Source organism: Variovorax sp. JS1663, assembly GCF_002157355.1.
Taxonomy (GTDB): Bacteria; Pseudomonadota; Gammaproteobacteria; order Burkholderiales; family Burkholderiaceae_C; genus Variovorax.
The window spans coordinates 34,520-54,573 of the sequence record NZ_LYMK01000013.1 but is presented as its reverse complement, the minus strand read 5'-3'; the positions used below and the strand labels follow the sequence as shown (position 1 = coordinate 54,573).

At 67.7% G+C, this 20,054-nt stretch carries 21 protein-coding genes and 2 pseudogenes; 12 read left to right on the top strand and 11 right to left on the bottom strand.

The features are described from left to right. Positions 1 to 42 precede the first annotated feature (42 nt). Entirely contained in the window at positions 43 to 672 is a 630-nt protein-coding gene (locus A8M77_RS13150; protein ID WP_086921950.1) for a response regulator transcription factor, read from the bottom strand. A 79-nt stretch (positions 673 to 751) separates the two neighbouring features. Between A8M77_RS13150 and A8M77_RS13145 the strand changes: the two genes are divergently transcribed. The 7 genes from A8M77_RS13145 to aceE all read left to right on the top strand — a co-directional run bounded on the left by A8M77_RS13145 (position 752) and on the right by aceE (position 8,089). Continuing rightward, positions 752 to 1,309, top strand: a complete 558-nt coding sequence (locus A8M77_RS13145) for a response regulator transcription factor (protein WP_238136810.1) — start codon at positions 752 to 754, stop codon at positions 1,307 to 1,309. A 174-nt stretch (positions 1,310 to 1,483) separates the two neighbouring features. Next, positions 1,484 to 2,176 (top strand): response regulator transcription factor, encoded by a 693-nt coding sequence (locus A8M77_RS13140; RefSeq protein WP_086921948.1) that lies wholly within the window; start codon positions 1,484 to 1,486, stop codon positions 2,174 to 2,176. A gap of 45 nt (positions 2,177 to 2,221) precedes the next feature. Next, entirely contained in the window at positions 2,222 to 3,511 is a 1,290-nt protein-coding gene (locus A8M77_RS13135) for an epoxide hydrolase family protein (RefSeq protein WP_086921947.1), read from the top strand. Between the two features lie 498 nt (positions 3,512 to 4,009). Then, the gene (locus A8M77_RS13130) at positions 4,010 to 4,387 is read left to right on the top strand and encodes a cupin domain-containing protein (protein ID WP_238136809.1); all 378 of its coding nucleotides are present in this window, start codon (positions 4,010 to 4,012) and stop codon (positions 4,385 to 4,387) included. A gap of 41 nt (positions 4,388 to 4,428) precedes the next feature. Next, positions 4,429 to 4,881, top strand: coding sequence for a peptide-methionine (R)-S-oxide reductase MsrB (gene msrB / locus A8M77_RS13125; protein WP_086921945.1), 453 nt, complete (start codon positions 4,429 to 4,431; stop codon positions 4,879 to 4,881). Further along, entirely contained in the window at positions 4,874 to 5,371 is a 498-nt protein-coding gene (msrA, locus tag A8M77_RS13120; RefSeq protein WP_086921944.1) for a peptide-methionine (S)-S-oxide reductase MsrA, read from the top strand. The genes msrB and msrA overlap by 8 nt, the downstream gene beginning before the upstream one ends. A 21-nt stretch (positions 5,372 to 5,392) precedes the next feature. After that, on the top strand, positions 5,393 to 8,089 hold the full coding sequence (gene aceE / locus A8M77_RS13115) for a pyruvate dehydrogenase (acetyl-transferring), homodimeric type (RefSeq protein WP_086921943.1): 2,697 nt from the start codon (positions 5,393 to 5,395) through the stop codon (positions 8,087 to 8,089). Positions 8,090 to 8,135: 46 nt separating this feature from the next. Here the strand turns inward: aceE and A8M77_RS36810 are convergent. From A8M77_RS36810 to A8M77_RS13105, 5 genes and pseudogenes are all read right to left on the bottom strand, one after another. Beyond that, positions 8,136 to 8,507 (bottom strand): annotated as a pseudogene (locus tag A8M77_RS36810) (AHH domain-containing protein); the annotation flags it as partial. A 110-nt stretch (positions 8,508 to 8,617) separates the two neighbouring features. Continuing rightward, positions 8,618 to 8,941 (bottom strand): hypothetical protein, encoded by a 324-nt coding sequence (locus A8M77_RS36805; RefSeq protein ID WP_238136807.1) that lies wholly within the window; start codon positions 8,939 to 8,941, stop codon positions 8,618 to 8,620. Between the two features lie 40 nt (positions 8,942 to 8,981). Beyond that, a pseudogene (locus tag A8M77_RS37430) lies at positions 8,982 to 9,125 on the bottom strand (eCIS core domain-containing protein); the annotation flags it as partial. A gap of 338 nt (positions 9,126 to 9,463) precedes the next feature. Further along, a complete protein-coding gene (locus A8M77_RS35180; RefSeq protein ID WP_143694592.1) occupies positions 9,464 to 9,688 on the bottom strand; it encodes a hypothetical protein in 225 nt (74 codons plus the stop codon). A 215-nt stretch (positions 9,689 to 9,903) separates the two neighbouring features. Next, positions 9,904 to 10,278 (bottom strand): hydroxyisourate hydrolase, encoded by a 375-nt coding sequence (locus A8M77_RS13105; RefSeq protein WP_086921941.1) that lies wholly within the window; start codon positions 10,276 to 10,278, stop codon positions 9,904 to 9,906. Positions 10,279 to 10,445: 167 nt separating this feature from the next. On the opposite strand from A8M77_RS13105, the gene A8M77_RS13100 reads away from it, so the two are divergent. After that, on the top strand, positions 10,446 to 11,405 hold the full coding sequence (locus tag A8M77_RS13100) for a hypothetical protein (protein WP_143694591.1): 960 nt from the start codon (positions 10,446 to 10,448) through the stop codon (positions 11,403 to 11,405). Further along, the gene (locus tag A8M77_RS13095; protein WP_086921939.1) at positions 11,402 to 11,824 is read left to right on the top strand and encodes a hypothetical protein; all 423 of its coding nucleotides are present in this window, start codon (positions 11,402 to 11,404) and stop codon (positions 11,822 to 11,824) included. Before A8M77_RS13100 ends, A8M77_RS13095 begins: the two co-directional genes overlap by 4 nt. A 26-nt stretch (positions 11,825 to 11,850) precedes the next feature. Here A8M77_RS13095 and A8M77_RS13090 read toward each other — a convergent pair whose 3' ends face one another. Next, on the bottom strand, positions 11,851 to 12,597 hold the full coding sequence (locus tag A8M77_RS13090; RefSeq protein WP_192871604.1) for a hypothetical protein: 747 nt from the start codon (positions 12,595 to 12,597) through the stop codon (positions 11,851 to 11,853). Between the two features lie 173 nt (positions 12,598 to 12,770). Between A8M77_RS13090 and A8M77_RS36435 the strand changes: the two genes are divergently transcribed. The 3 genes from A8M77_RS36435 to A8M77_RS13075 are packed head-to-tail and all read left to right on the top strand — an operon-like array spanning position 12,771 to position 13,673. Continuing rightward, positions 12,771 to 12,971 (top strand): hypothetical protein, encoded by a 201-nt coding sequence (locus tag A8M77_RS36435; RefSeq protein WP_192871603.1) that lies wholly within the window; start codon positions 12,771 to 12,773, stop codon positions 12,969 to 12,971. A 34-nt stretch (positions 12,972 to 13,005) separates the two neighbouring features. After that, complete coding sequence (locus A8M77_RS13080) at positions 13,006 to 13,338, top strand: hypothetical protein (RefSeq protein ID WP_086921936.1); 333 nt, start codon at positions 13,006 to 13,008, stop codon at positions 13,336 to 13,338. A 20-nt stretch (positions 13,339 to 13,358) separates the two neighbouring features. After that, positions 13,359 to 13,673: a hypothetical protein gene (locus A8M77_RS13075; RefSeq protein ID WP_086921935.1), complete on the top strand. Its 315-nt coding sequence runs from the start codon at positions 13,359 to 13,361 to the stop codon at positions 13,671 to 13,673. A gap of 128 nt (positions 13,674 to 13,801) precedes the next feature. On the opposite strand, the gene A8M77_RS13070 is transcribed toward A8M77_RS13075, so the two are convergent. From A8M77_RS13070 to A8M77_RS13055, 4 genes are read right to left on the bottom strand one after another with little or no spacing between them, the layout of a single operon-like run. Then, positions 13,802 to 15,025 (bottom strand): hybrid sensor histidine kinase/response regulator, encoded by a 1,224-nt coding sequence (locus A8M77_RS13070; RefSeq protein ID WP_086922030.1) that lies wholly within the window; start codon positions 15,023 to 15,025, stop codon positions 13,802 to 13,804. Further along, on the bottom strand, positions 15,015 to 15,623 hold the full coding sequence (locus A8M77_RS13065) for a chemotaxis protein CheB (RefSeq protein ID WP_086921934.1): 609 nt from the start codon (positions 15,621 to 15,623) through the stop codon (positions 15,015 to 15,017). Before A8M77_RS13065 ends, A8M77_RS13070 begins: the two co-directional genes overlap by 11 nt. Further along, the gene (locus A8M77_RS13060; RefSeq protein ID WP_202820625.1) at positions 15,620 to 16,465 is read right to left on the bottom strand and encodes a CheR family methyltransferase; all 846 of its coding nucleotides are present in this window, start codon (positions 16,463 to 16,465) and stop codon (positions 15,620 to 15,622) included. Before A8M77_RS13060 ends, A8M77_RS13065 begins: the two co-directional genes overlap by 4 nt. A 35-nt stretch (positions 16,466 to 16,500) precedes the next feature. After that, positions 16,501 to 19,953 (bottom strand): response regulator, encoded by a 3,453-nt coding sequence (locus A8M77_RS13055; protein ID WP_086921932.1) that lies wholly within the window; start codon positions 19,951 to 19,953, stop codon positions 16,501 to 16,503. Between the last annotated feature and the right edge of the window lie 101 nt (positions 19,954 to 20,054).

Genomic DNA, 20,054 nt, shown 5'->3' with positions numbered 1-20,054 from the left:
AAGGCCGGGTTGCACATGGAGCCGTGCCTTGCAGAGCAGGGGTCAGGGCTCCTGCGAAGCGCGCGGGCGCAGCCTTGCTGCCATGTTCACCAGTTCGGCCAGGGAGTTCGCGTCCATCTTCGCCATGACGCGCCCCCGGTGCGCCTTCACGGTGATCTCGCTGATGCCCAGCTCGCTGCCGACCTGCTTGTTGAGCAAGCCGGTGACCACCAGGTCCATGACCTGCCTTTCGCGGGTGCTCAAGGAGGCGTAGCGGTCGCGCAGCCGCTGCAGCACGGCATCTTCCTCCATTGCGGCTCGACTGCGCTCGATGGCATTGCGAATGGCATTGACGAGGACGTCCTCCTCGAACGGCTTGGTCAGGAACTCGGCCGCTCCGGCCTTCATGGCGCGAACCGTCATCGGTATGTCCCCATAGCCGGTGATGAAGATGATGGGCATGCCGGCGCGGTCGCTTGCGATGCGCTCCTGCAGATCGAGGCCGTTCAGGTCCGGGAGATTCACGTCGAGCAGCAGGCAGCTCGCTACGGGCGGCCTGGCGCTGGCAAGGAACTCCGTGGCCGAGGCAAAGGTCTCGGCGTTCCAGCCCAGCGAGTGGATGAGCACGTCGAGAGACTCGCGGACCGACACGTCGTCATCGACGATGAAAACGGTTGGCTTGGCATTGGACATGGCGGCCTCTTTCCGCCCGGATTTTCTCCGCCCTCGCACCGGCGCATCAAGCGTTCTCCCTGCTCGAGGCGGGGCTGCCATGAGGGATCGTGATGTTGCGCTGATCGGGGCTCCCGATCGAAGCCTGCCCCACCGATACCAAGGTATTGTTTACGCGACCCTCGAAGTGGTTCACTCTTTGTCTCATGCATTCACATCGGGTCGCGGCTTCGTGCATCGGCCGGGATCAAGCCACGATCAGGGCTTCACCATGACGGTCCCCGCGGACTTGAAACGGCCACTCGTTTGCGTCGTCGACGACGACGAGTCGCTGCGCGAGGCGTTGCCCGACCTGATCCGGGAGCTCGGCTTTGCATCGCAGGCGTTCGCGTCGGCGAAGGAACTCCTCGCGTCCGACCTGCTTCCCCAGGCAGCCTGCCTGGTCGTGGATGTGGCGATGCCGGGCATGACCGGGCCGGAGCTGCACCTCGAGCTGAAGCGGCGACATGTCGGCACCCCCGTCGTCTTCATCACCGCGCAGACCGATCCGACCTTGCGTACGCTGTTGATCGCGCAAGGTGCGGTGGAGTGCCTGTTCAAGCCTTTCAGTGACACGGCACTTCTGGATGCCCTGACTGCCGCGCTCGGGACCCGGTAGGCCTCCCTCGCTCTGCCGGCGACGGGGTTCGGCGCGCCGTCGCATGCGTCCCGAGCCTTGCTACTTTGGTATAGCCGGTACCAACGTGCAATGGAGCAATCGTTCTGGCTGATGTGAACTCGCGGTGTCGCTCGCAGCGCCTCTCGCGCCCACCACATTCGCCAGGAGAAACGCATGAATCACTGTGCCCTGTGCCGCTCGAATGTCCTGGTCATGCAGCCGGACCCGATCCTGTCTGCCGGTCTCGTGGCGGCCCTGCGGCCGCATTCCACGTTCGAGGTCTTCGTGCATGGCGTGGACAACCTGGGGCCGTCGGGCCCCCGGATGGACGTCGTGATCACCGACTACGGCAATGCGATGCAACTCACGAAGCCCGCGGGGCGACAACCGCATGGCGTCATCGGCGAAGCGCGGATTCTCGCGTTCACGAGCAACGACCGCGAGGCGGATATCCGCCGCGCCATCGAGGCAGGGGTGCACGGCTATCTGCTGGTCGGCGGCGCGCTGAACGAACTGGTCGACGGCGTGGCCGCCGTCGCCAACGGCCTGCGCTACATGAGCCTGGACGTCGCCCGCAGGATTGCCGACAGCCTCACGCGGGCGACGCTCAGCTCGCGCGAAATCGAAGTGCTGAGCCTTGCCGCAGCCGGGCGGCCGAACAAGGCCATCGCGCGGCAGCTCGGGATCGAAGTGGGCACGGTCAAGTCGCACATGAGCGCGACCATGGCGAAGCTCGGCGCGAGCTCGCGTACCGACGCGGCCCTGATCGCGGCTGCCCGCGGCCTGCTGGAGAACGACGTGCTCAAGGAGACGGCCGCACGGTTCTCGCATGGCGGCGCGCACGAGTTCGCGCTGCAGGGCGCCTGATCTGGAAAACGAAACCGCTCCTCGCGCGGGCCCAGTGAGTTCACCATGACTGTACGCAACACCTTGCCGCCCCGCCCAACGTCGCGCCGGGCGCTGATGCTCCAGGCAGCGGCAACGGGCGTCCTTGCGGCGTTCGCCCCGATGACGAGGGCGGTCTCTGCGGACGGAACTGTCCGGCCCTACCGCGTCCATGTTCCGGAGGCGGCGCTGGAGGACCTGCGCCGCCGCTTGTCCCAGACGCGATGGCCTGACAGGGAGACCGTGAACGACCGCTCCCAGGGCGTTCAGCTCGCGACGCTCCAGGCGCTCGTGCGCTACTGGGGGAGCGACTACGACTGGCGGCGAGCCGAAGCGAAGCTCAACGCCCATCCGCAGTTCGTGACGGACATCGACGGCCTGGCCATCCACTTCATCCATGTCCGCTCCCGGCACCCGAACGCATTGCCGCTGGTCATGACGCATGGCTGGCCAGGGTCCGTCTTCGAGTTGCTCGAGGTCATCGCTCCGCTCACCGATCCGACGGCGCACGGAGGCCACGCCGGCGACGCCTTCCATCTGGTGCTGCCCTCGTTACCCGGCTATGGCTTCTCGGAAAAACCCACGGTCTCCAGCTGGAACCCCGATCGCATCGGGCGAGCGTGGGACGTGCTCATGAAGCGGCTCGGCTACCAGCGCTATGTGTCACAAGGCGGCGACTGGGGTGCCATCATCACGGATGCCATGGCTCGTCAGGCGCCCTCCGGATTGCTCGGCATCCACGTCAACAGAATCGAGCGCGCGACGACTGTCCCACCCGAGGTGGCAAAGGCTCTGACTGCCGGGGCGCCAGCACCGGCGGGATTGAGTGCCGAGGAACGCCTGGTGTTCGACGAGATTCGAGACTTTCAGAAGAACGGTTTCGGATACGCCGCGATCATGGGGACGCGTCCGCAAACCATCGGCTATGCCCTGGCCGACTCGCCCGTCGCGATGGCGGCCTGGTTCTATGACAAGTTCGCCGACTGGGTCTTCGCCCGTGGAGAGCCGGAGCGTTCGCTTTCGCGCGACCAGATGCTGGACGACATCACGCTCTACTGGCTGACGAACACCGGGACGTCCGGAGCGCGGATCTACTGGGAAAGCATGAGCGCCTCCGAGCCTGCCGCAGTCTCGGTACCGGCCGCCGTGACGATCTTCCCCGGTGAGGTGTACAAGCCGCCCAGAAGCTGGGCGCAGCGTGCCTACCGCAACCTCATCTACTACAACCGCGTGGAGAAGGGCGGGCACTTTGCCGCCTGGGAAGAGCCGCAGCTGTTCAGCGCGGAGATCCGCGCCGCGTTTCGCTCCTTGCGCTGATCCGATCGGCGACGCGACGGCATCGATCCGGAAATGGCCGAGGCCGCGCCGGCCCGCGCCATCCCGTTCGCGAGACCGAAGGGTGCGCGCTGCGCGTGTGTCCGGGGCTATCGTGGAAACTGGACCGGACATACCCGGCGGTACTCGGTCACGCATTCGGTCATGGCCGTGCGCCAGTACTGGCGAACGCGCTGATAGAACAGCTCCTGGGCAAGCGTTGTCATCGAGGTCTCCCAATTCTGGAAGGAGGCCTACATCGAAGCAGATCCCGCTGCCCGAGGCCATTGCACGATGGTCTCGTCCATACCATCGCATGCACGCGACCCGGTGGTGATCCGGGAGCCGACTTCAGTACGAACCGCGAGGTGGACCACCGGCCGATGCCGCCTGCCTCAAGACCCGGGAGGATGACGTCTTTGATCCCAGGAGAACTTCATGCCCCCATCTGTCTGTGCGCAAACCTTGCGGACAAAACTCCTGAGCTGTCTCGGAATGCTCATGGCCTTGACCTTCGCCGCTTTGGTTGGACAAGCCGCCCATGCCGCACCCGGCCCCGCCCTGACGACCTTGCTGACGAAGGAACTGGGTGACCTTCCCGGAAAGGAACTGCTGGCCATCACGGTCGAGTACCCGCCCGGTGGTGCCGATCCCGTCCATCGGCACGATGCCCACGTGTTCGTCTACGTCCTCGAAGGGGCCGTCGTGATGGGGTTGAAGGGCGGCAAGGAGGTGACCCTGACGGGCGGCCAGACCTTCTATGAAGGACCGGGGGATGTTCATACCGTGTCGCGCAATGCGAGCAGCACGATGCCGGCCAAGTTCCTCGTGGTCTTCGTCAAGAACAAAGGCCCCGAGGCCGTGCTCCCGGCTCGCTGAGCCGACGTGAGCTTTTCGACAACCCAGAAGAGGAAATCGACATGTCGAAGTTCAGCAAGGACGCCGATGCGGTCAACAGGCTCTCGCCGGAGCAGTATCGCGTCACGCAGCAAGGCGGTACCGAGATCGCGGGTACCGGAGAGCTTTTGCACAACGAGGAACCCGGCATCTATGTGGACGTGGTTTCAGGCGAACCGCTGTTCGCATCCACGGACAAGTTCGACTCCGGCTCCGGCTGGCCCAGTTTCACCAAGCCCATCGAACCGGCCCATGTGAACGAGCTGCGCGACACGTCCTTCGGCATGGTCCGGACCGAGGTGCGATCGGTTCACGGTGACAGCCATCTCGGGCACGTGTTCCCTGATGGCCCCCGCGACCTCGGCGGCCTGCGCTACTGCATCAACTCGGCCGCCCTGCGATTCATCCATCGCGATGACATGGAGGCCAGCGGCTACGGGGCCTACCTGCCCCAGGTGGAGGATCCCAATGGCTGAAGAACGTGCATTGCTTGCCGGCGGCTGCTTCTGGGGCGTCCAGGATCTTCTGCGCAAGTACCCCGGCGTGCTGTCGACGAGGGTGGGCTACACCGGCGGCACCACGCGCAACGCCACGTACCGGAACCACGGCACGCATGCCGAGGCGGTCGAGGTCATCTTCGACCCGTCCCGCATCAGCTACCGGAGCATCCTGGAGTTCTTCTTCCAGATCCACGATCCGAGCACGCGCGATCGCCAGGGCAACGACGTCGGATCGAGCTACCGGTCCGCCATCTTCTTCACGACGGACGAGCAGAGGCGGATCGCGGAGGACACCATCGCCGACGTCGACGCCTCGGGCATCTGGCCGGGCAAGGCCGTGACCGAGGTGAGCGCCGCCGGCGAGTTCTGGGAGGCCGAGCCCGAACACCAGGACTACCTGGTGAAGCATCCGGGCGGTTACAGCTGCCACTTCGTGCGGCCCGGATGGACCCTGCCGAGCCGGTGAGCACCTGCACAGGAGCTGAGCATGTCTGCAATACCCAGCGAAGTATTCAGGTACGCGGCCGACCCGGACGACCACGACCCGCAGGAGACGGCCGAGTGGCTCGACGCGCTCCACGGCGTCATCTCGAACGTGGGGCGCGAGCGGGCCCACTACCTGATCGAGAAGCAGATCGCGTTCGCGCGCATGCACGGCGAACATCTGCCTTTCTCCGCGACGACGCCCTACATCAACACCATTCCGGCCGGCGACCAGCCGCGGCTGCCGGGCGACCAGGCCCTGGAGCATCGCATCCGTGCCTACACCCGCTGGAACGCGGCGGCGATGGTCCTGCGCGCGGCCAGGGAAACCAACGTCGGCGGGCACATCGCGTCCTTCGCCTCGGCCGCGACCTTGTATGACGTGGGCTTCAACCATTTCTGGCGCGCGCCGTCCGAACAACATGGCGGCGACCTCCTGTACGTGCAGGGCCACGCCGCGACCGGCATCTATGCGCGGGCCTTCCTGCTTGGCCGGCTGAGCGCGCCGCAGCTGGACAACTACCGGCAGGAAGTCGGCGGCAACGGCATCTCGTCCTATCCGCATCCCTGGCTGATGCCGGACTTCTGGCAGTTCGCGACCGTGTCGATGGGGCTTGGCGCGATCATGTCGATCTACCAGGCGCGCTTCATGAAGTACCTGCAGTCGCGCGGCATCGCGAAGACCGAGGGCCGCAAGGTCTGGTTCTTCCTCGGCGACGGCGAGATGGACGAGCCCGAGTCCCGCGGCGCGCTCGGCATGGCGGGGCGCGAGCGCCTCGACAACCTGGTCTTCGTGATCAACTGCAACCTGCAGCGGCTGGACGGTCCCGTGCGCGGCAACGGAAAGATCATCCAGGAACTGGAATCGGAGTTCCGCGGCGCCGGCTGGGACGTGATCAAGGTGATCTGGGGCAGCCGCTGGGAACCGCTCTTCGCGCGCGACCATTCGGGCGCGCTGATGCGCCGCATGATGGAAGTGGTCGACGGCGAATACCAGACCTACAAGGCGGAATCCGGGGCGTATGTGCGGGAGCATTTTTTCAACACGCCGGAGTTGAAGGCGCTGGTGGCCGACTGGTCCGATGCCGACATCTGGAACCTCGACCGCGGCGGGCACGACCCGCAGAAGGTCTACGCTGCCTATTCGCGGGCGCAGAACGCGAAGGGCCGGCCGACGGTGATCCTCGCCAAGACCATCAAGGGCTACGGCATGGGCGAGCCCGGCCAGGCTTCGAATGCGAACCACCAGCAGAAGAAGATGGAGCTCGAACAGCTGAAGACCTTCCGCGACCAGTTCAGCCTGCCCATTGCCGACGATCAGCTTGCCGACGTGCCCTACCTCGCCTTCGAGGAAGGCTCCAGGGAGCTCGAATACATGCGCGCACGCCGCAGCGAGCTCGGCGGCTACCTGCCGTCGCGGCGGCAGAAGGCGCAATCGCTGCCCGTTCCGGCGCTGCAGGCCTTCGAGCCCATGCTCAAGGGGACCGGCGAGGGCAGGACCATGTCGACCACGATGGCCTTCGTGCGCATCCTCGGCATCCTGCTGAAGGACCCGGTGCTCGGGCAGCGCGTCGTGCCGATCGTGCCGGACGAATCCCGCACCTTCGGCATGGAAGGGCTCTTCCGCCAGATCGGCATCTGGAGCCAGGACGGGCAGAAGTACGTGCCCGAAGACGCCAGGCAGCTGATGTTCTACAAGGAATCGGAAAGCGGCCAGTTCCTGGAAGAAGGGATCAGCGAAGCCGGCGGCATGTGCGACTGGATCGCCGCGGCGACCTCGTATTCCACGCACGGCGAGCCGATGTTGCCCTTCTTCATCTTCTATTCGATGTTCGGGTTCCAGCGCATCGGCGATCTGGCCTGGGCAGCGGGCGACATGCGCTCCAGGGGCTTCCTGCTGGGCGGGATCTCCGGCCGGACCACCATCAACGGCGAGGGCCTGCAGCACGAAGACGGCCATTCGCTCCTCGCGGCCGCGGCCGTGCCGAACTGCATCAGCTACGACCCGACGTTCAACTACGAACTGGCCGTGATCATCCAGGACGGCCTGCGCCGCATGCTGACCGACCAGGAGGACATCTACTACTACCTGACCGTGATGAACGAGAACTACGCGCACCCGCCGATGCCGCCGGGCGAGACGGTGGCGTCGGACATCGTGAAGGGGATGTACGCCTTCCGGAAGGCGGATGCGCAGGCAGGCATGCCGCGCGTGCAACTCCTGGGTGCCGGCACGATCTTCAACGAGGTGATCGCCGCGGCCGAACTGCTGAAGCAGGACTGGGGCGTCGCCGCCGACCTGTGGAGCGTGCCCAGCTTCACCCAGCTCGCGCGCGAGGCCCAGGCGGCGCAGCGCCACAACATGCTGCACCCCGCCGAAGCGCAGCGGGTGCCTCACGTCACGAAGCTGCTGGACGACGCGCCGGGGCCGGTGATCGCCGCGACCGACTACATCCGCGCGCTGGTCAACCAGATCCATCCCTTCGTTCCCCGCCGCTTCGTGGTGCTCGGCACGGACGGCTACGGACGCTCGGACACCCGCGCGGCGCTGCGGCACTTCTTCGAGGTCGACCGTTTCTGGGTGACGCTCGCCGCGCTCAACGCGCTGGCCGACGAGGGCGTGCTGGACCGTCGACTGGTGAAGGCGGCGATCGACAAGTACGGCCTTGATCCTTCCAAGGCGAACCCGATGACGGTTTGACCTCGAGGAGACTGTTGGAAGTCCCGGCGCGGATGTGCACCCGCCCTCAGTTGACGCTCGGGCCCCATCGCCCCGAAGCCAGCATGATCTCGGCTTCTCCGACGATCTGTTCGAACGCGCGCCCGAATTGCTCGACGGTCATGCCGCCGCGGCGGTAGCTGCTCCACAGCCCGTCGAGCCTGGTTTCCATCCAGCCTGTGTATTGGGCATGCGACCCCCGATGAATCGTGAGGCCGGCGGCGCCGGGTGCTGTGGGCGAGGCGGGCATGGGCAGGCTGTTGGTGCGTGAATTCATCCAACGCCGCGGAATGTCGGCCGTGGCCCGCGGGTTCTCGATGCCCACGATCAATCTCTCGTGTTCATAGACGGCGGCGTGCTCGCGCAACTCGAGCGGCACCAGGTGATGGTTCTGCCAACGGGACGGGCCCGGATTCGCGCGGCGAAGCGCGCGTCTGGCGGCATCGGCCTCCTGCCGATCACGTGTTCGATCCGGGTCACGATGCGCCCGATTTCCGCGGCAACGCCGGTTCAGGCCCGCACGCCTCGCGAGAGGGGTCGCAGAGCGCGAGCGAACTCGCCGAGCTTGGTGATGAGATTGCCGATGCCTTCCGTGAACAACAACAGGACCATCTCGATCAGAACCGTTCCGAGGATTTCGCCGGCCTGCTCGCCCAGTTCCGGCGGCGGCGCTTCGAGGAAGTGATCGACCAGCGATGCGTCGCGTGGCGCGACCCGTGAGACTGTCTTCTTCTTCACTCGCCTGCCTGGCCTGCCCGGCCGGCTCGGCTTGCGCAGGTTGGCGCTGAATGGCAAGGGAAGCGCCGGAATCCGCATGCCGCTGTTGAACGACATGCGTCAATTCGTGAGCGAGCAGCCTCTGCCCACGCACCGTGTCCGGCACGCAGCGGCCAGGCGCAAACGCCACGTGATGGCCGACCGTGTAGGCGTTCGCATGGACGTCCTGCGCGGAGCGGGCTGCGTTCGAATCGGAGTGCACTCGCACGCCGGAAAAATCGACGCCGAAGCCTTGCTCCATCACGGAACGAAGAACAGCGGGCAATGGCGAACCCGCGGACCGCAGCGTGCGCTCCACGCTTGCGGGCGCAGCCATCCCGCCCCGGTCGGCGTGGTCTGCCTGTCGTTGCAGCTTCGTGATGGTCGGCGTCATCGCAGGCCGGGCAGCTCCCATGATCACCTGATCCGCAACACGATCGGCCTCGAGGTCCTCGGCATCCTTCGTGAATCTGAATCGCGAAGACCATGGGATGACGCTCGAAGCATCGAACAAAGCGCTCGAGGATGTCGATCACGGGTGGCTCCGTTCGACCAATGTCCAGCCCCGTGTAGCCCCGTGTGGGCATCCAGGGCGCGCCGTCAGGCCTTGCGCTTGTGTTCTCCCGGCCTGCGCCAGAAGATGGGTATGTCTTCTCGGGCACACATGGCGCGCGCCTCCATCTCGGAGAGTTCGACAACGGTCAGGCCGCTGCCGTCTTCCACATCCTCGTGATGCGTGAGCGGCACCGGCTGGCTGACATCGGGGAGATCGGGGCGTGTTTCGCCTTTGCCGGCAGCGCCCTTGGGTCGAAAAAATCGGAGCATCGGACCCAGTGTCGGGCCAACGGACTGCCGGGACGTCAAGACTCGTATCAGACGATGACGGCGCCGCACGTGCCGCTGCCTCGTGAAACCGATCTGGAAGGCGAACGCTTTGTTACCGGCGCACGGAAGGATTCGCGACGAGCAATGCGCCGCGGGCCGAGCTGGCCAAGGCGCAATGGGTCGACATCTGCTGGGGCCTGTTGGCAGCACGCGCCTTACGCGGCGCCGCGGAAGCAGGAAAGTCCCCAGGGCGTGAGCTTCACCGGCAGGTGGTAGTGCTGCGAGGGGTCGGCGACGCCGAAGCGAAAGCACTGGACTTCCATGAAGGCCGGCTCGGGGAGCGTCTGCCCGCGGGCACGGTAGTAGTCGCCCACGTGCAGCCGCATCTCGTAGACGCCGAGGTCGAAGGCCTGCGCGTGCCCCTCGATGCCGTCGACCACGCCGTTGCGCCCGACGGTGCCGGTGACCATCGACGCCCAGCGCTCCGGCCGGCCGCGTTCAATGGGCTCCCTGCGCAGGATCTCGACCTTCATGCCGGTCGCCACGACGCCGTTGGCGACGTCGACGACGTGAATCGATACAGCTTGCATTCCTGGCTCCTGGCGTGTTGCGTGCGTTGGGGTGGGAATGTAGTGGATTGCGAAGGCGGGCTGCCGCTGCGCGAGACCGTCCACCGGTGAGGGGAGGCGCCACGATCGGCCCAGGCGTAGAACCCAGGCTGCCGGCTATCCACATTCACACGACATCAGGGGAAAACATGCAAAGCATCAGCAGGATCTTCCGAGCGGCCTCCTCGTTGTTCTGCGTTGCCGCACTCGCGGCGTGCACCAACCTCGCGGCGGTCCGCGACTTCACGAAGCAGTCCTCCGACCTGGCGGGCTACACCGACACCACGAGCTTCATGGTGTCCAACCCGCACCGGCTCCTCAGGGAAGCGCCCGCCAGCGGAGACTTCTCGCCGGCGCGCGACAACCTGAAGGCGGCGGTCGACGAACGCGCCAGGCACCAGGACTCGATCGTGCGCATCCACGACGTCGTCGCCGGCTACATGGGCGCCTTGGCCGGCCTGGCGGGCGACAAGGCCTTCAGCGTGTCGAGCGGCATCAGCAAGGTGCAGGGCGCGCTGACGGCGTCCGACACCTTCGGCATCAAGAAGGAAGCCGTCGATGCCTATGCGGGCATCGCGAGCAAGGTGGCGGACTGGATCGCCGAAGCCATCCAGGAACGCGAGGTCAAGGCGATGGTCGGCAAGTACGGCGATTCGATGGACGTCATGCTCGGCTCGCTGGTGGACGTGTCGAACGCGATGGTCAGGATCCTCCAGGAGGACCAGAAGAAGATGGTGTCCTTCAACGAGTACTACGAGGGCGGATTCAGGCGCGACCTCGGCCCCGAGCAGCCGCCGCCGGCCAATCTGGGTGCCGACGAACGCCGGCGCTACGAGGACCAGATGAACACCGCGCGATTGCGCCGGGAGGCCGAGCGCGTCGTGGTCATGAGAAGCAATGCGGCATCGGCCGAAGAGCAGCAGAAGGCCGTCGCCTCGGCGAAGGCGGCCGCGGCGGGCGCCATGTCGGTGCAGGCCGGGCATGCGGAGATGCGCAAGAACATCGATCGGCTGACGAATGAGCAGACCAGCGCGCGACTGCAGCAGCTGGCGGCGGACATCCACGCCGTCCTCGGCAATCTCAAGAAGCTCCAGGAGGCCACATCATGACCACCAAGAACGCGATGCTCGATGAAAGCGCGAAGCTCCAGGCGGCGGCGCAGATGCTGTCCGCCTCCGCCGACGAGATGGCGGCCGCCAGGCGGGCCGCGATGGATGCGAGCCCGCCCACCATCACCTCCGGCGAGTTCTCGCTGAGCATCCTGCGCGAGAACCTCATGCGGGACGCGGTGACGAGCATTCTTCTGAAGGCGATCAGCAAGTCGATCGAAGGCGTGAAGGGCGCGCAGAGCGAGCTCGAGGCGGCCATCGAGGAGGCGAACGCCAAGATCGCCAAGGTGCAGCAGATCCGGAAGGCACTCGGCGTCTTCGCATCGCTGATCGGCCTGGCGGAAGCGATCGTGGTCGCGCAGCCTGCCGGCATCCTGTCGGCCTTGAAGGGGGTGAAGGAGGCGACGCAGTCGGCTTAGTTGGCGCGTGGATTCTGTGCACCGGCTCAGACGCGGGCGCGGCGCCACCAGGCGCGCATCCAGACCGCCAGGGGTATCACGGCAAGCGCCGCGCACAGCACCCACTGGCGGTCGCCGTTCTCGAGGTAGGGCGACAGCGCGCGGCCGACCTGCGTGAGCGCGCCACCCGCCACGCCGCGCATCAGCGCTTCGGCCAGCGCCTCGAGCACCATCTGCACGCCGAGCACGAAGAGCAGCACGGCGCTCAGCCGGAAGACGATGTGGGTGCGGCGGTTCCCCTCGAGCGTGCCCCAGGCGGCCGCGAGCAGCGCGCAGGCCACCAGGCCGAGGACGATGCCCCATGCCGCTGCCTCCGTGCCGTGGTTGGCCGCGACGAAGCGCAGCAGCAGGAAGCTTTCGAGTGCCTCGCGCAGGGCGCTGAACGCCACGAACAAGAACACCGGCAGGGCCGCGGCGCGGCGTGCGAAGAAGGCGTCGAAGCGCGCGGCGACGTGGTCGCCGATGCCTGACATGGATGCCATGGTCCCGCAGGAGAGCAGGGCGATCGAGAGCCCGAAGCCGCAGGTCAGCGCGATGTCGACCCATTCGTTCATGCCCGATGGCGGAAGCATCGCGATCACCGCGGCCGCCGCGGCCAGGCCCACGGGCACGCCGGCGGCGATCCATCGCACCAGCGCTGGCCGTTCAGCGTGGAATGCCCATTCGCGCAAGGCGAGGCAGACAAGCAGGAGTTCGACGGACTCCCGGCCGACGATCAGTAAAGCCTGGAACATGGGGAAAGCATTGTGCGGGCTTTGAAAATCCGCGCGACCGAATTCTGCTTCGGCCGACGGTCCACGCCGAGCCGCCGGCGAGGCGGAGGTGCGGCAAGGACCAGCTGCAGACCCGCAAGACCAACATCGGCAAGGGCACGCAGGACATCCGCGACATCCCCCAGTCGATCAACGTGATCACCGAGAAGCTGATCGACGGCATGCGCGACCCTTCGCGGTACGACCGCGACAGCTTCAACCTCGACCGTGGCGCCACCGCGAGAACCTGGTCGGCGCCATGGTCAACGGCCGCAAGCGCGCAGCCCGCGATGGCCGCCCCGCCGCCTGAGGAATCGCTCCGTCGCGCGGCCATCGCTGCCATCCCCGTGCGTTAACATCCGGCGCCCAAGCAGGAGGCCTTTCGTGGCGATGACCGACGATCAGATCATTTCCTTGGTAGACCGCGCGATCGACGGCTTCCAGGGTGAGCTCAACGATCTCGAGAGCGCCATCGGCATGCTCATGATCGGCCGCCACTACGGCTGGCGCGTCATCCTGCTGATCCACAGCCCGGCGACCGTGCGCAAGTACACGAAGCTGCTCGGGCTGAAGAACCTGCGCGAGGCGCTGCCCGAGGTGGGCGTGCTCGCGCATCGCTCCAACGCATGGCGGCTGCTCGACGACAGCCGGAACTTCTGGAAGGTCGTCCGCGGCCAGATCGCGGGCGTGCGCAGTGCCAAGGCGGAGACGCCGCCGCGCTAGTGCCTTCGGGTGCTTGTGGCTTGCGTCGTTGGCCGCAACGCAGATCGCGCCGTCGACACGAATTCCCCACGCTCGCCTTCGGTGGCGGAGAAGACACCCTGGACGGAGGGCAGGGCCTGGACCTCGTCCATCTGCGCGGCGCCCTCGGCGACTACCAACTGAGCCACCAACTCCCCGGCGCAGGCGCAGCGCCCGTCCTCCTCATCCAGGACACCGTGGCCGGGCGTGACGGGCGCATCAACGCCATGGCCTCCATGGCACCGGCGTCCGGCGCCACCAGCTGGGCCGCCTTGACTTCACGGCAGCAGCTGGAGACCCTCGGGGTCTGGCGGTAGTTGGACTTCGACCCTGCTTGCCAGAACGAAAGGGTTCCGCATGCCACGCCGATCCTTGAAAGGATCACCCGCCCATGCGGACGAATCAACGGGGCAGGACACCAGGCTGCCCGCAGCACACGGGGGTGCTATATGGAGGCCGCCGCGCGCGGCGGCGCCAGCGGCAGACGCACCCGGAACAGCGCCCCCTCGCCAAGCGCACTTTCCACCGTCACATCCCCGCCGTGCCGCCGCACGATCTCGCGCGTGATGAACAGCCCGAGTCCCAGCCCTGCCGCGTGCTGCCGCCCATCGGCGCTGCGCTCGAACTGCTCGAAGATGCGCTCGTGGTCCTCCGGCGCGATGCCGGGGCCGCGGTCGCGCACGCTGAGCTCGGCCACGCCTTCACGCGCCTCCACGCTCACCTCGATCAGCCCACCCCCGCCGTAGCGCATGGCGTTGGTCAGCAGGTTGGTCAGCACCTGCTCGATGCGGAAGGCATCCCACACGCCCTCGATGTGCGCGTCCTCGCCCGGCAGCACGTGCAGGCTGATCTGGGCGTTGGCCGCCTCCGCCTGTTGCGCCATGCCGTCGACGACGCGGCGGGCCAGGTCGGCCAGGTCGGCGGGTTTGAGCTGGATCGACAGGGCGCCGCGGCGCAGGCGCGTGACGTCGAGCATGTCGTCGATCAGGCGCACCATGTTGCGGATCTGGTGCTGGTCGCGCGCGACCATGGCCGCCAGGCGGTCGGGGGCGAAGGTGGCGAGGTTGCCGCGGTCCAGGTGCAGCTTGCGGACCTGGGCCTCCAGGTAGAGCGTGTGCAGCGGCGTGCGCAGTTCGTGCGAGACCATGGACATGAAGTCGTCGCGCATGCGTACGGCGCGCTCCAGCTCGGCCTGCGCGCTGCGCAGCTCCTGCACCAGGTCTTCCTGCTGGCGGTGCGCGGCGGCCAGGGCCTCCACCTCGCGGTCGAGGGCCTTGCGGTGGCGGTACAGGTCGACGAAGACGCTGACCTTGCTGCGCACGGCAAGGGTGTCCAGCGGCTTTTGCAGGAAGTCGACGGCACCGCTCTCGTAGCCCTTGAAGGCGTAGTTCATCTCGCGCCCGGCGGCGCTGACGAAGATGAGGGGAATGTGCCGGGTGCGCTCGGTGCCGCGCATCATCTCGGCCAGCTCGAAGCCGTTCATGCCGGGCATCTGCACGTCGATGAGGGCGAGCGCGAACTCGTGCTCGAGCAGCAGCCCCAAGGCCTGTTCGGCGGAGCCGGCCTGGAAGACCTGCCGCCCCTCGCCGCGCACCAGGGCTTCCAGCGCGAAGAGGTTCTCGGGCAGGTCGTCGACCAGCAGCAGCTTGCTCAGGACTTCATGGGGCATGGTGGTGGGCGGCATCCAGTTTCAGCAGCAGGGCGCGAAGCTCGCGCAGGGGAAGAACGAAGTCGGGTGCGTGGCGGGCGATGGCGGCCTCGGGCATGGTGGGAACCTGGGCCTCGGCCGGGTCCTGCACGGCGCTGAGGCCGCCGGCGCGGTGGATGTCGTGCAGTCCCTCGGCACCGTCCTCGTTGGCGCCGGTGAGCAGCAGGCCGGCCAGGGCCGGGCCGTAGGCGTCGGCGGCGGAGCTCATCAGCACGTCGATGGATGGGCGCGAGAACAGCACCGGCGGCTCGCAGCTGAGCGAGAAGCTGCGGTCGCGCTCGATGGAAAGGTGGTAGCCCGGCGGCGCGAAATAGAGGCAGGCGGGCGCCACCGGCGCCTTGTCCTGCGCCTCGCGCACGGCGAAGGGCAGCCGCTGGCTGAACACCTCGGGCAGGCGGCTCTCGTGCGCCTCGGGCAGGTGGAGCACCACGACCAGCGGCAGGCGCCATTGCGCCGGCAATTCCGCGAAGAGCAGGCCCAGTGCCTCGACGCCGCCGGCGGAGGCGCCGATGACCGCGGCGTCGACGCGGCGGATGCGGGGACCGGCGTCGCGCTTCATGTGGCCTTGCGGAAGATGCGCTCGGCGCGCGAGAGCACGTCGAAGCGGCCGGCATAGGCGGAGAAGTCGATGCTCTCCTTGTTGCCCAGGCCGAGGAAGCCGCGGTGGCACAGCGACTCGTGGAAGAGGCCGAGCGCCCGGTCCTGCAGCTGCCGGTTGAAGTAGATCAGGACGTTGCGGCAGGAGACGAGCTGCGTCTCGGCGAACACGCTGTCGGTGGCCAGGCTGTGGTCGGCAAAGATGACGTCGGCGCACAGCGAAAGGTCGAAGCGGGCTGCCTCGTAGGCGGCGGTGTAGTAGTCGGAGAAGGCGCGCGTGCCGCCGGCACGCTGGTAGTTGGCGGTGTAGCGCCGCACCGATTCCAGCGGAAAGATGCCCTGCCGTGCCTTCTCCAGCGAGACGGGGTTGATGTCGGTGGCATAGATCTGGGTGCGCGACAGCAGCCCCTCCTCGCGCAGCAGGATGGCCAGCGAGAACACCTCCTCGCCGGTGCTGCAGCCCGCGATCCAGACCTTGATGGTGGGGTAGGTATGCAGCAGGGGCACGACCTGGTGGCGCAGGGCGAGGAAGTAGGCCGGGTCGCGGAACATCTCGCTGACCGGGATGGTGAGGAACTGCAGGAGCTGGCTGAAGAGCTGCGGCTCGCGCAGCACGCGCTCCTGCAGGGCCGAGATGGTGGGCAGGCCGAGCTGGCGCAGGGCATGCAGCACGCGCCGCTTCTGCGAGGAGCCGGTGTAGTCGCGGAAGTCGTAGCTGTACTTGAGGTAGATCGCCTCCATCAGCAGGCGCAGCTCGATGTCGCTGTCACTGGGCGGCTGCATCGGCGGCGGGGTGGCACTCATTGAAGTACCTTCGCCTTCGGGCGGCCGTGCGGCACTCACAGGCGCTCCATGCGCGGCATCCACACGCGGATCAGCGAGAACAGCCGGTCCAGGTCCACCGGCTTGGCCAGGTAGTCGCTGGCGCCGGCGGCGAGGCATTGCTCCTGGTCGTCCTTCATGGCCTTGGCGGTGACGGCGATCACGGGCAGCTTCTCGAAGCGCGGGTCGCGGCGCAGGCGGCGGGTGGCCTCCAGGCCGTCCATCTCCGGCATCATGACGTCCATCAGAACGAGGTCGATGTCGGGCACCTGGTCGAGCTTCTCCAGGGCCTCGCGGCCGTTGCGGCCCACCTCGACCCGGGCGCCGCGCTGCTCCAGCGCGCTGGTCAGGGCGAAGATGTTGCGCACGTCGTCGTCCACCAGCAGGATGCGCCGGCCCTCGAACACGCGGTCGCGCCCGCGCGCGGCGCGCAGCATGTTGCGGCGCTCGCTGGAGAGATCGGACTCCACCTTGTGCAGGAACAGCGTGACCTCGTCCAGCAGCCGCTCCGGCGAGCGCGCGCCTTTGATGATGATGGAGCGCGAGTAGCGCATGAGCTCGGCCTCCTCGTCGCGGGTGAGGTTGCGGCCGGTGTAGACGATGACGGGCGGGAAGGACACGATCTCCTCGGTCGCCATGCGCTTGAGCAGCTCGCCGCCCTGCATGTCGGGCAGGCGCAGGTCGGTGATCATGCAGTCGTAGACCTGGCGCTTCAACAGCTCCAGCGCCTCGCCGCCGGTCTCGACGGCGGTGATGGCGATGTCGTCGTCGCCGATCAGGCGCACCACGCTCTCGCGCTGGAGCGCGTCGTCCTCCACCAGCAGCACGGCCTTGACCTTCTTGGCGAGCCGGTCCTCGAACTTCAGGAAGACCTGCTTGAGCTGCTCGCGCGTGGCCGGCTTGAGGGCATAGCCGATGGCGCCCATGTGCAGCGCGGCCTCGGTGTTGTCTTGGGCCGAGACCACGTGCACCGGGATGTGGCGGGTCTGCGGATCGTCCTTGAGCCGCTGCAGCAGCGACAGGCCCGGGCTGTCGGGCAGGCGCATGTCGAGCAGGATGGCGTCGGGCTGGAACCGGGCCGCCATGCTGTAGCCCTCGGCTGCGCCCTGGGCCACCAGGCAGCGGTAGCCGAGTTCGTGGGCCAGGTCGTAGAGGATGTGCGCGAACTGCGGCTCGTCCTCGATCACGAGCACGCGCCGGGCCTGGTCGCGCGGCAGGGCGCGGTCGTCGGCGAAGGCGGGGAGCGCGGCGGGCGCGGGTGCTTCGGCGGCGCGGGCCGGCGGGGGCGCGACCAGGGCCGCGGGCGGCTGCGCCGCGGCCTTCGCCTGTGGCGCCTCGGCCGGCAATTCCAGCGTGAAGGTGCTGCCCTGGCCCGGCGCGCTCTGCACGGTCAGCGTGCCGCCGAGCAGCTGCGTCAGGTCGCGCGAGATCGACAGGCCCAGCCCGGTGCCGCCGTAGCGCCGGCTGGTGGTGCCATCGGCCTGGCGGAAAGCCTCGAAGATCAGCGCCTGCTGCTCGGCCGGGATGCCGATGCCCGAGTCGGTGACCGCGAAGCGCACGCCGCCGCCGGGCGCGGGCGAGAGCGTCAGCCGCACCTCGCCGCGCTCGGTGAACTTGAGCGCGTTCGACAGCAGGTTCTTCAGGATCTGCTCGGCGCGCTGACGGTCGGTGACGATGACGGCCGGCAGGTCCGGCGCGAGCTCGAGCCGGAAGGCGAGGTCCTTCTGCGCCGCCAGCGGGGTGAAGGCGGACTCCAGCCCCTGCGCCAGCCGCGCAACCGACACCGGCTCGGGCACCACCTCCAGCTTGCCGGCCTCGACCTTGGAGATGTCGAGGATGTCGCTGATCAGCATCAACAGGTCGTTGCCGGAGGAATAGATGGACTCGGCGTACTTCACCTGCTCGTCGTTCAGCGTGCCGGGCGCGTTGTCCGCCAGCAGTCGCGCCAGGATCAGCGCGCTGTTGAGCGGCGTGCGCAGCTCGTGCGACATGTTGGCGAGGAACTCGGACTTGTAGCGGCTGGCACGCTGCAGCTCCCCGGCGCGCTCCTCCAGCTCGTGCTGCGCGTGCCGCAGCGCCGCGTTGCGCAGGTCCAGCGCCTCGGTGCGCTCGGAGAGCTGGCTGTTGGTCTGCTCCAGCTCGGCCTGCTGGTTCTCCAGCGAGAGCTGGGACGCGCGCAGCGCGCGCGACTGCTCTTCCAGCTCCTCGTTGGCGGTGCGCAGCTCCTCCTGCTGCACCTGCAGTTCCTCGTTGAGCTGCTGCGTCTCGGCCAGGGCCTGCTGCAGCTGCTCGCGGTAGCGCACGGAGGCGATGGCGCTGCCCACGTTGCCTGCCGACTGGGCCAGCAGCTCACGGGTGCGTTCGTCGGGGGCGCGCATCAGGCCGAGTTCGACCACGCCGTTGACGATGCCGTCATGGGTCAGGGGCAGCAGCACGGCCGCCGCTGGCGCCATCTCGCCCAGGCCGGAGTTGATCCGCAGGTAGTCGGACTGCACGGGCTCGACCAGCAGCATGCGCTTCTCTGCGGCGGCCTGGGCGACCAGGCCTTCCTGGGGGCCGAGCACCTGCGGCGTGGCGTCCGCCTCCTTCGAGAAGCCGTAGCTCGCCACCCGGCGCAGTGCGCCGTCGCGCTCGCGCAGGTACAGGGCGCCGACCGCGCTGCCGACGTGCCGCGCGAAGAAGGCCAGCACCTTGGCGCCCAGCACCTGCGCGCCCAGCTCGCCGACCAGCTCGGCCGCCAGCTCGGTGCGGGCGTCGCGCAGCCAGGCCTGCTGCTGCAGGGTCTGGGCGTACTCGGCCTGCTCCTTGAGCACCACGTCATAGCCTTCCGACAGCCGCATCAGCTGCCGGCGGCCGAAATAGCCGAGCAGGCCGGTGGTGAGCAGGGTGAAGAAGACGAACACCACCACGATCCACAGGGCGGTGCGGTTGGACTCCCGGCTGCGCTCGGCGCGCAGCGCCTGCTCTGCGGTGGCGAAGGCCTCGTACTCGGCGCGCATCTCGTCGGTCAGGCGCTTGCCGCGGCCCAGCCGGACCGCCTGCTGGTAGTCGCCGCCGGCACGGCGCAGGGCGATCATCCCGCGCGCGAAGTCGTTCCAGGTGGCCTGCAGCGTGGAGATGCGCTCGACCCGCGCCACCTGGGCCGGGTTGCCGGCGACCAGCGATCGCAGGCCGCCGAGGTCGTTGCCGATGCGCGGGAGCGCGCTGTCATACGGCTCGAGGAAGCTGTCGTCGCCGGTGATGAGGAAGCCGCGCATGCCGGTTTCCATGTCGATGCTGCGGCGCTGGACCTCGGCCGCGCTGCGGGTGACGCGGTCCGAATGCTCGACCCAGCCGATCACCGAGAGCAGGTAGAGGATCAGCCCGACGAAGACCACCGCCCCCACCAGCCCGCCGGCCAGCGGCAGCTTGAGGTTGCGGCTCAAGAGGCGCTGGAACTCGTCGGGATCGATCGCGGTGGTCGTGGGCATGAAGTGGGGTGGAGCGAGCAAAACCGATGAAGGATGCCCGACATCGGGTGGCCTGCCTGTCGGAAAAGGCCGCAACACGCGCGCCCCGCCAGGGCCGCCCC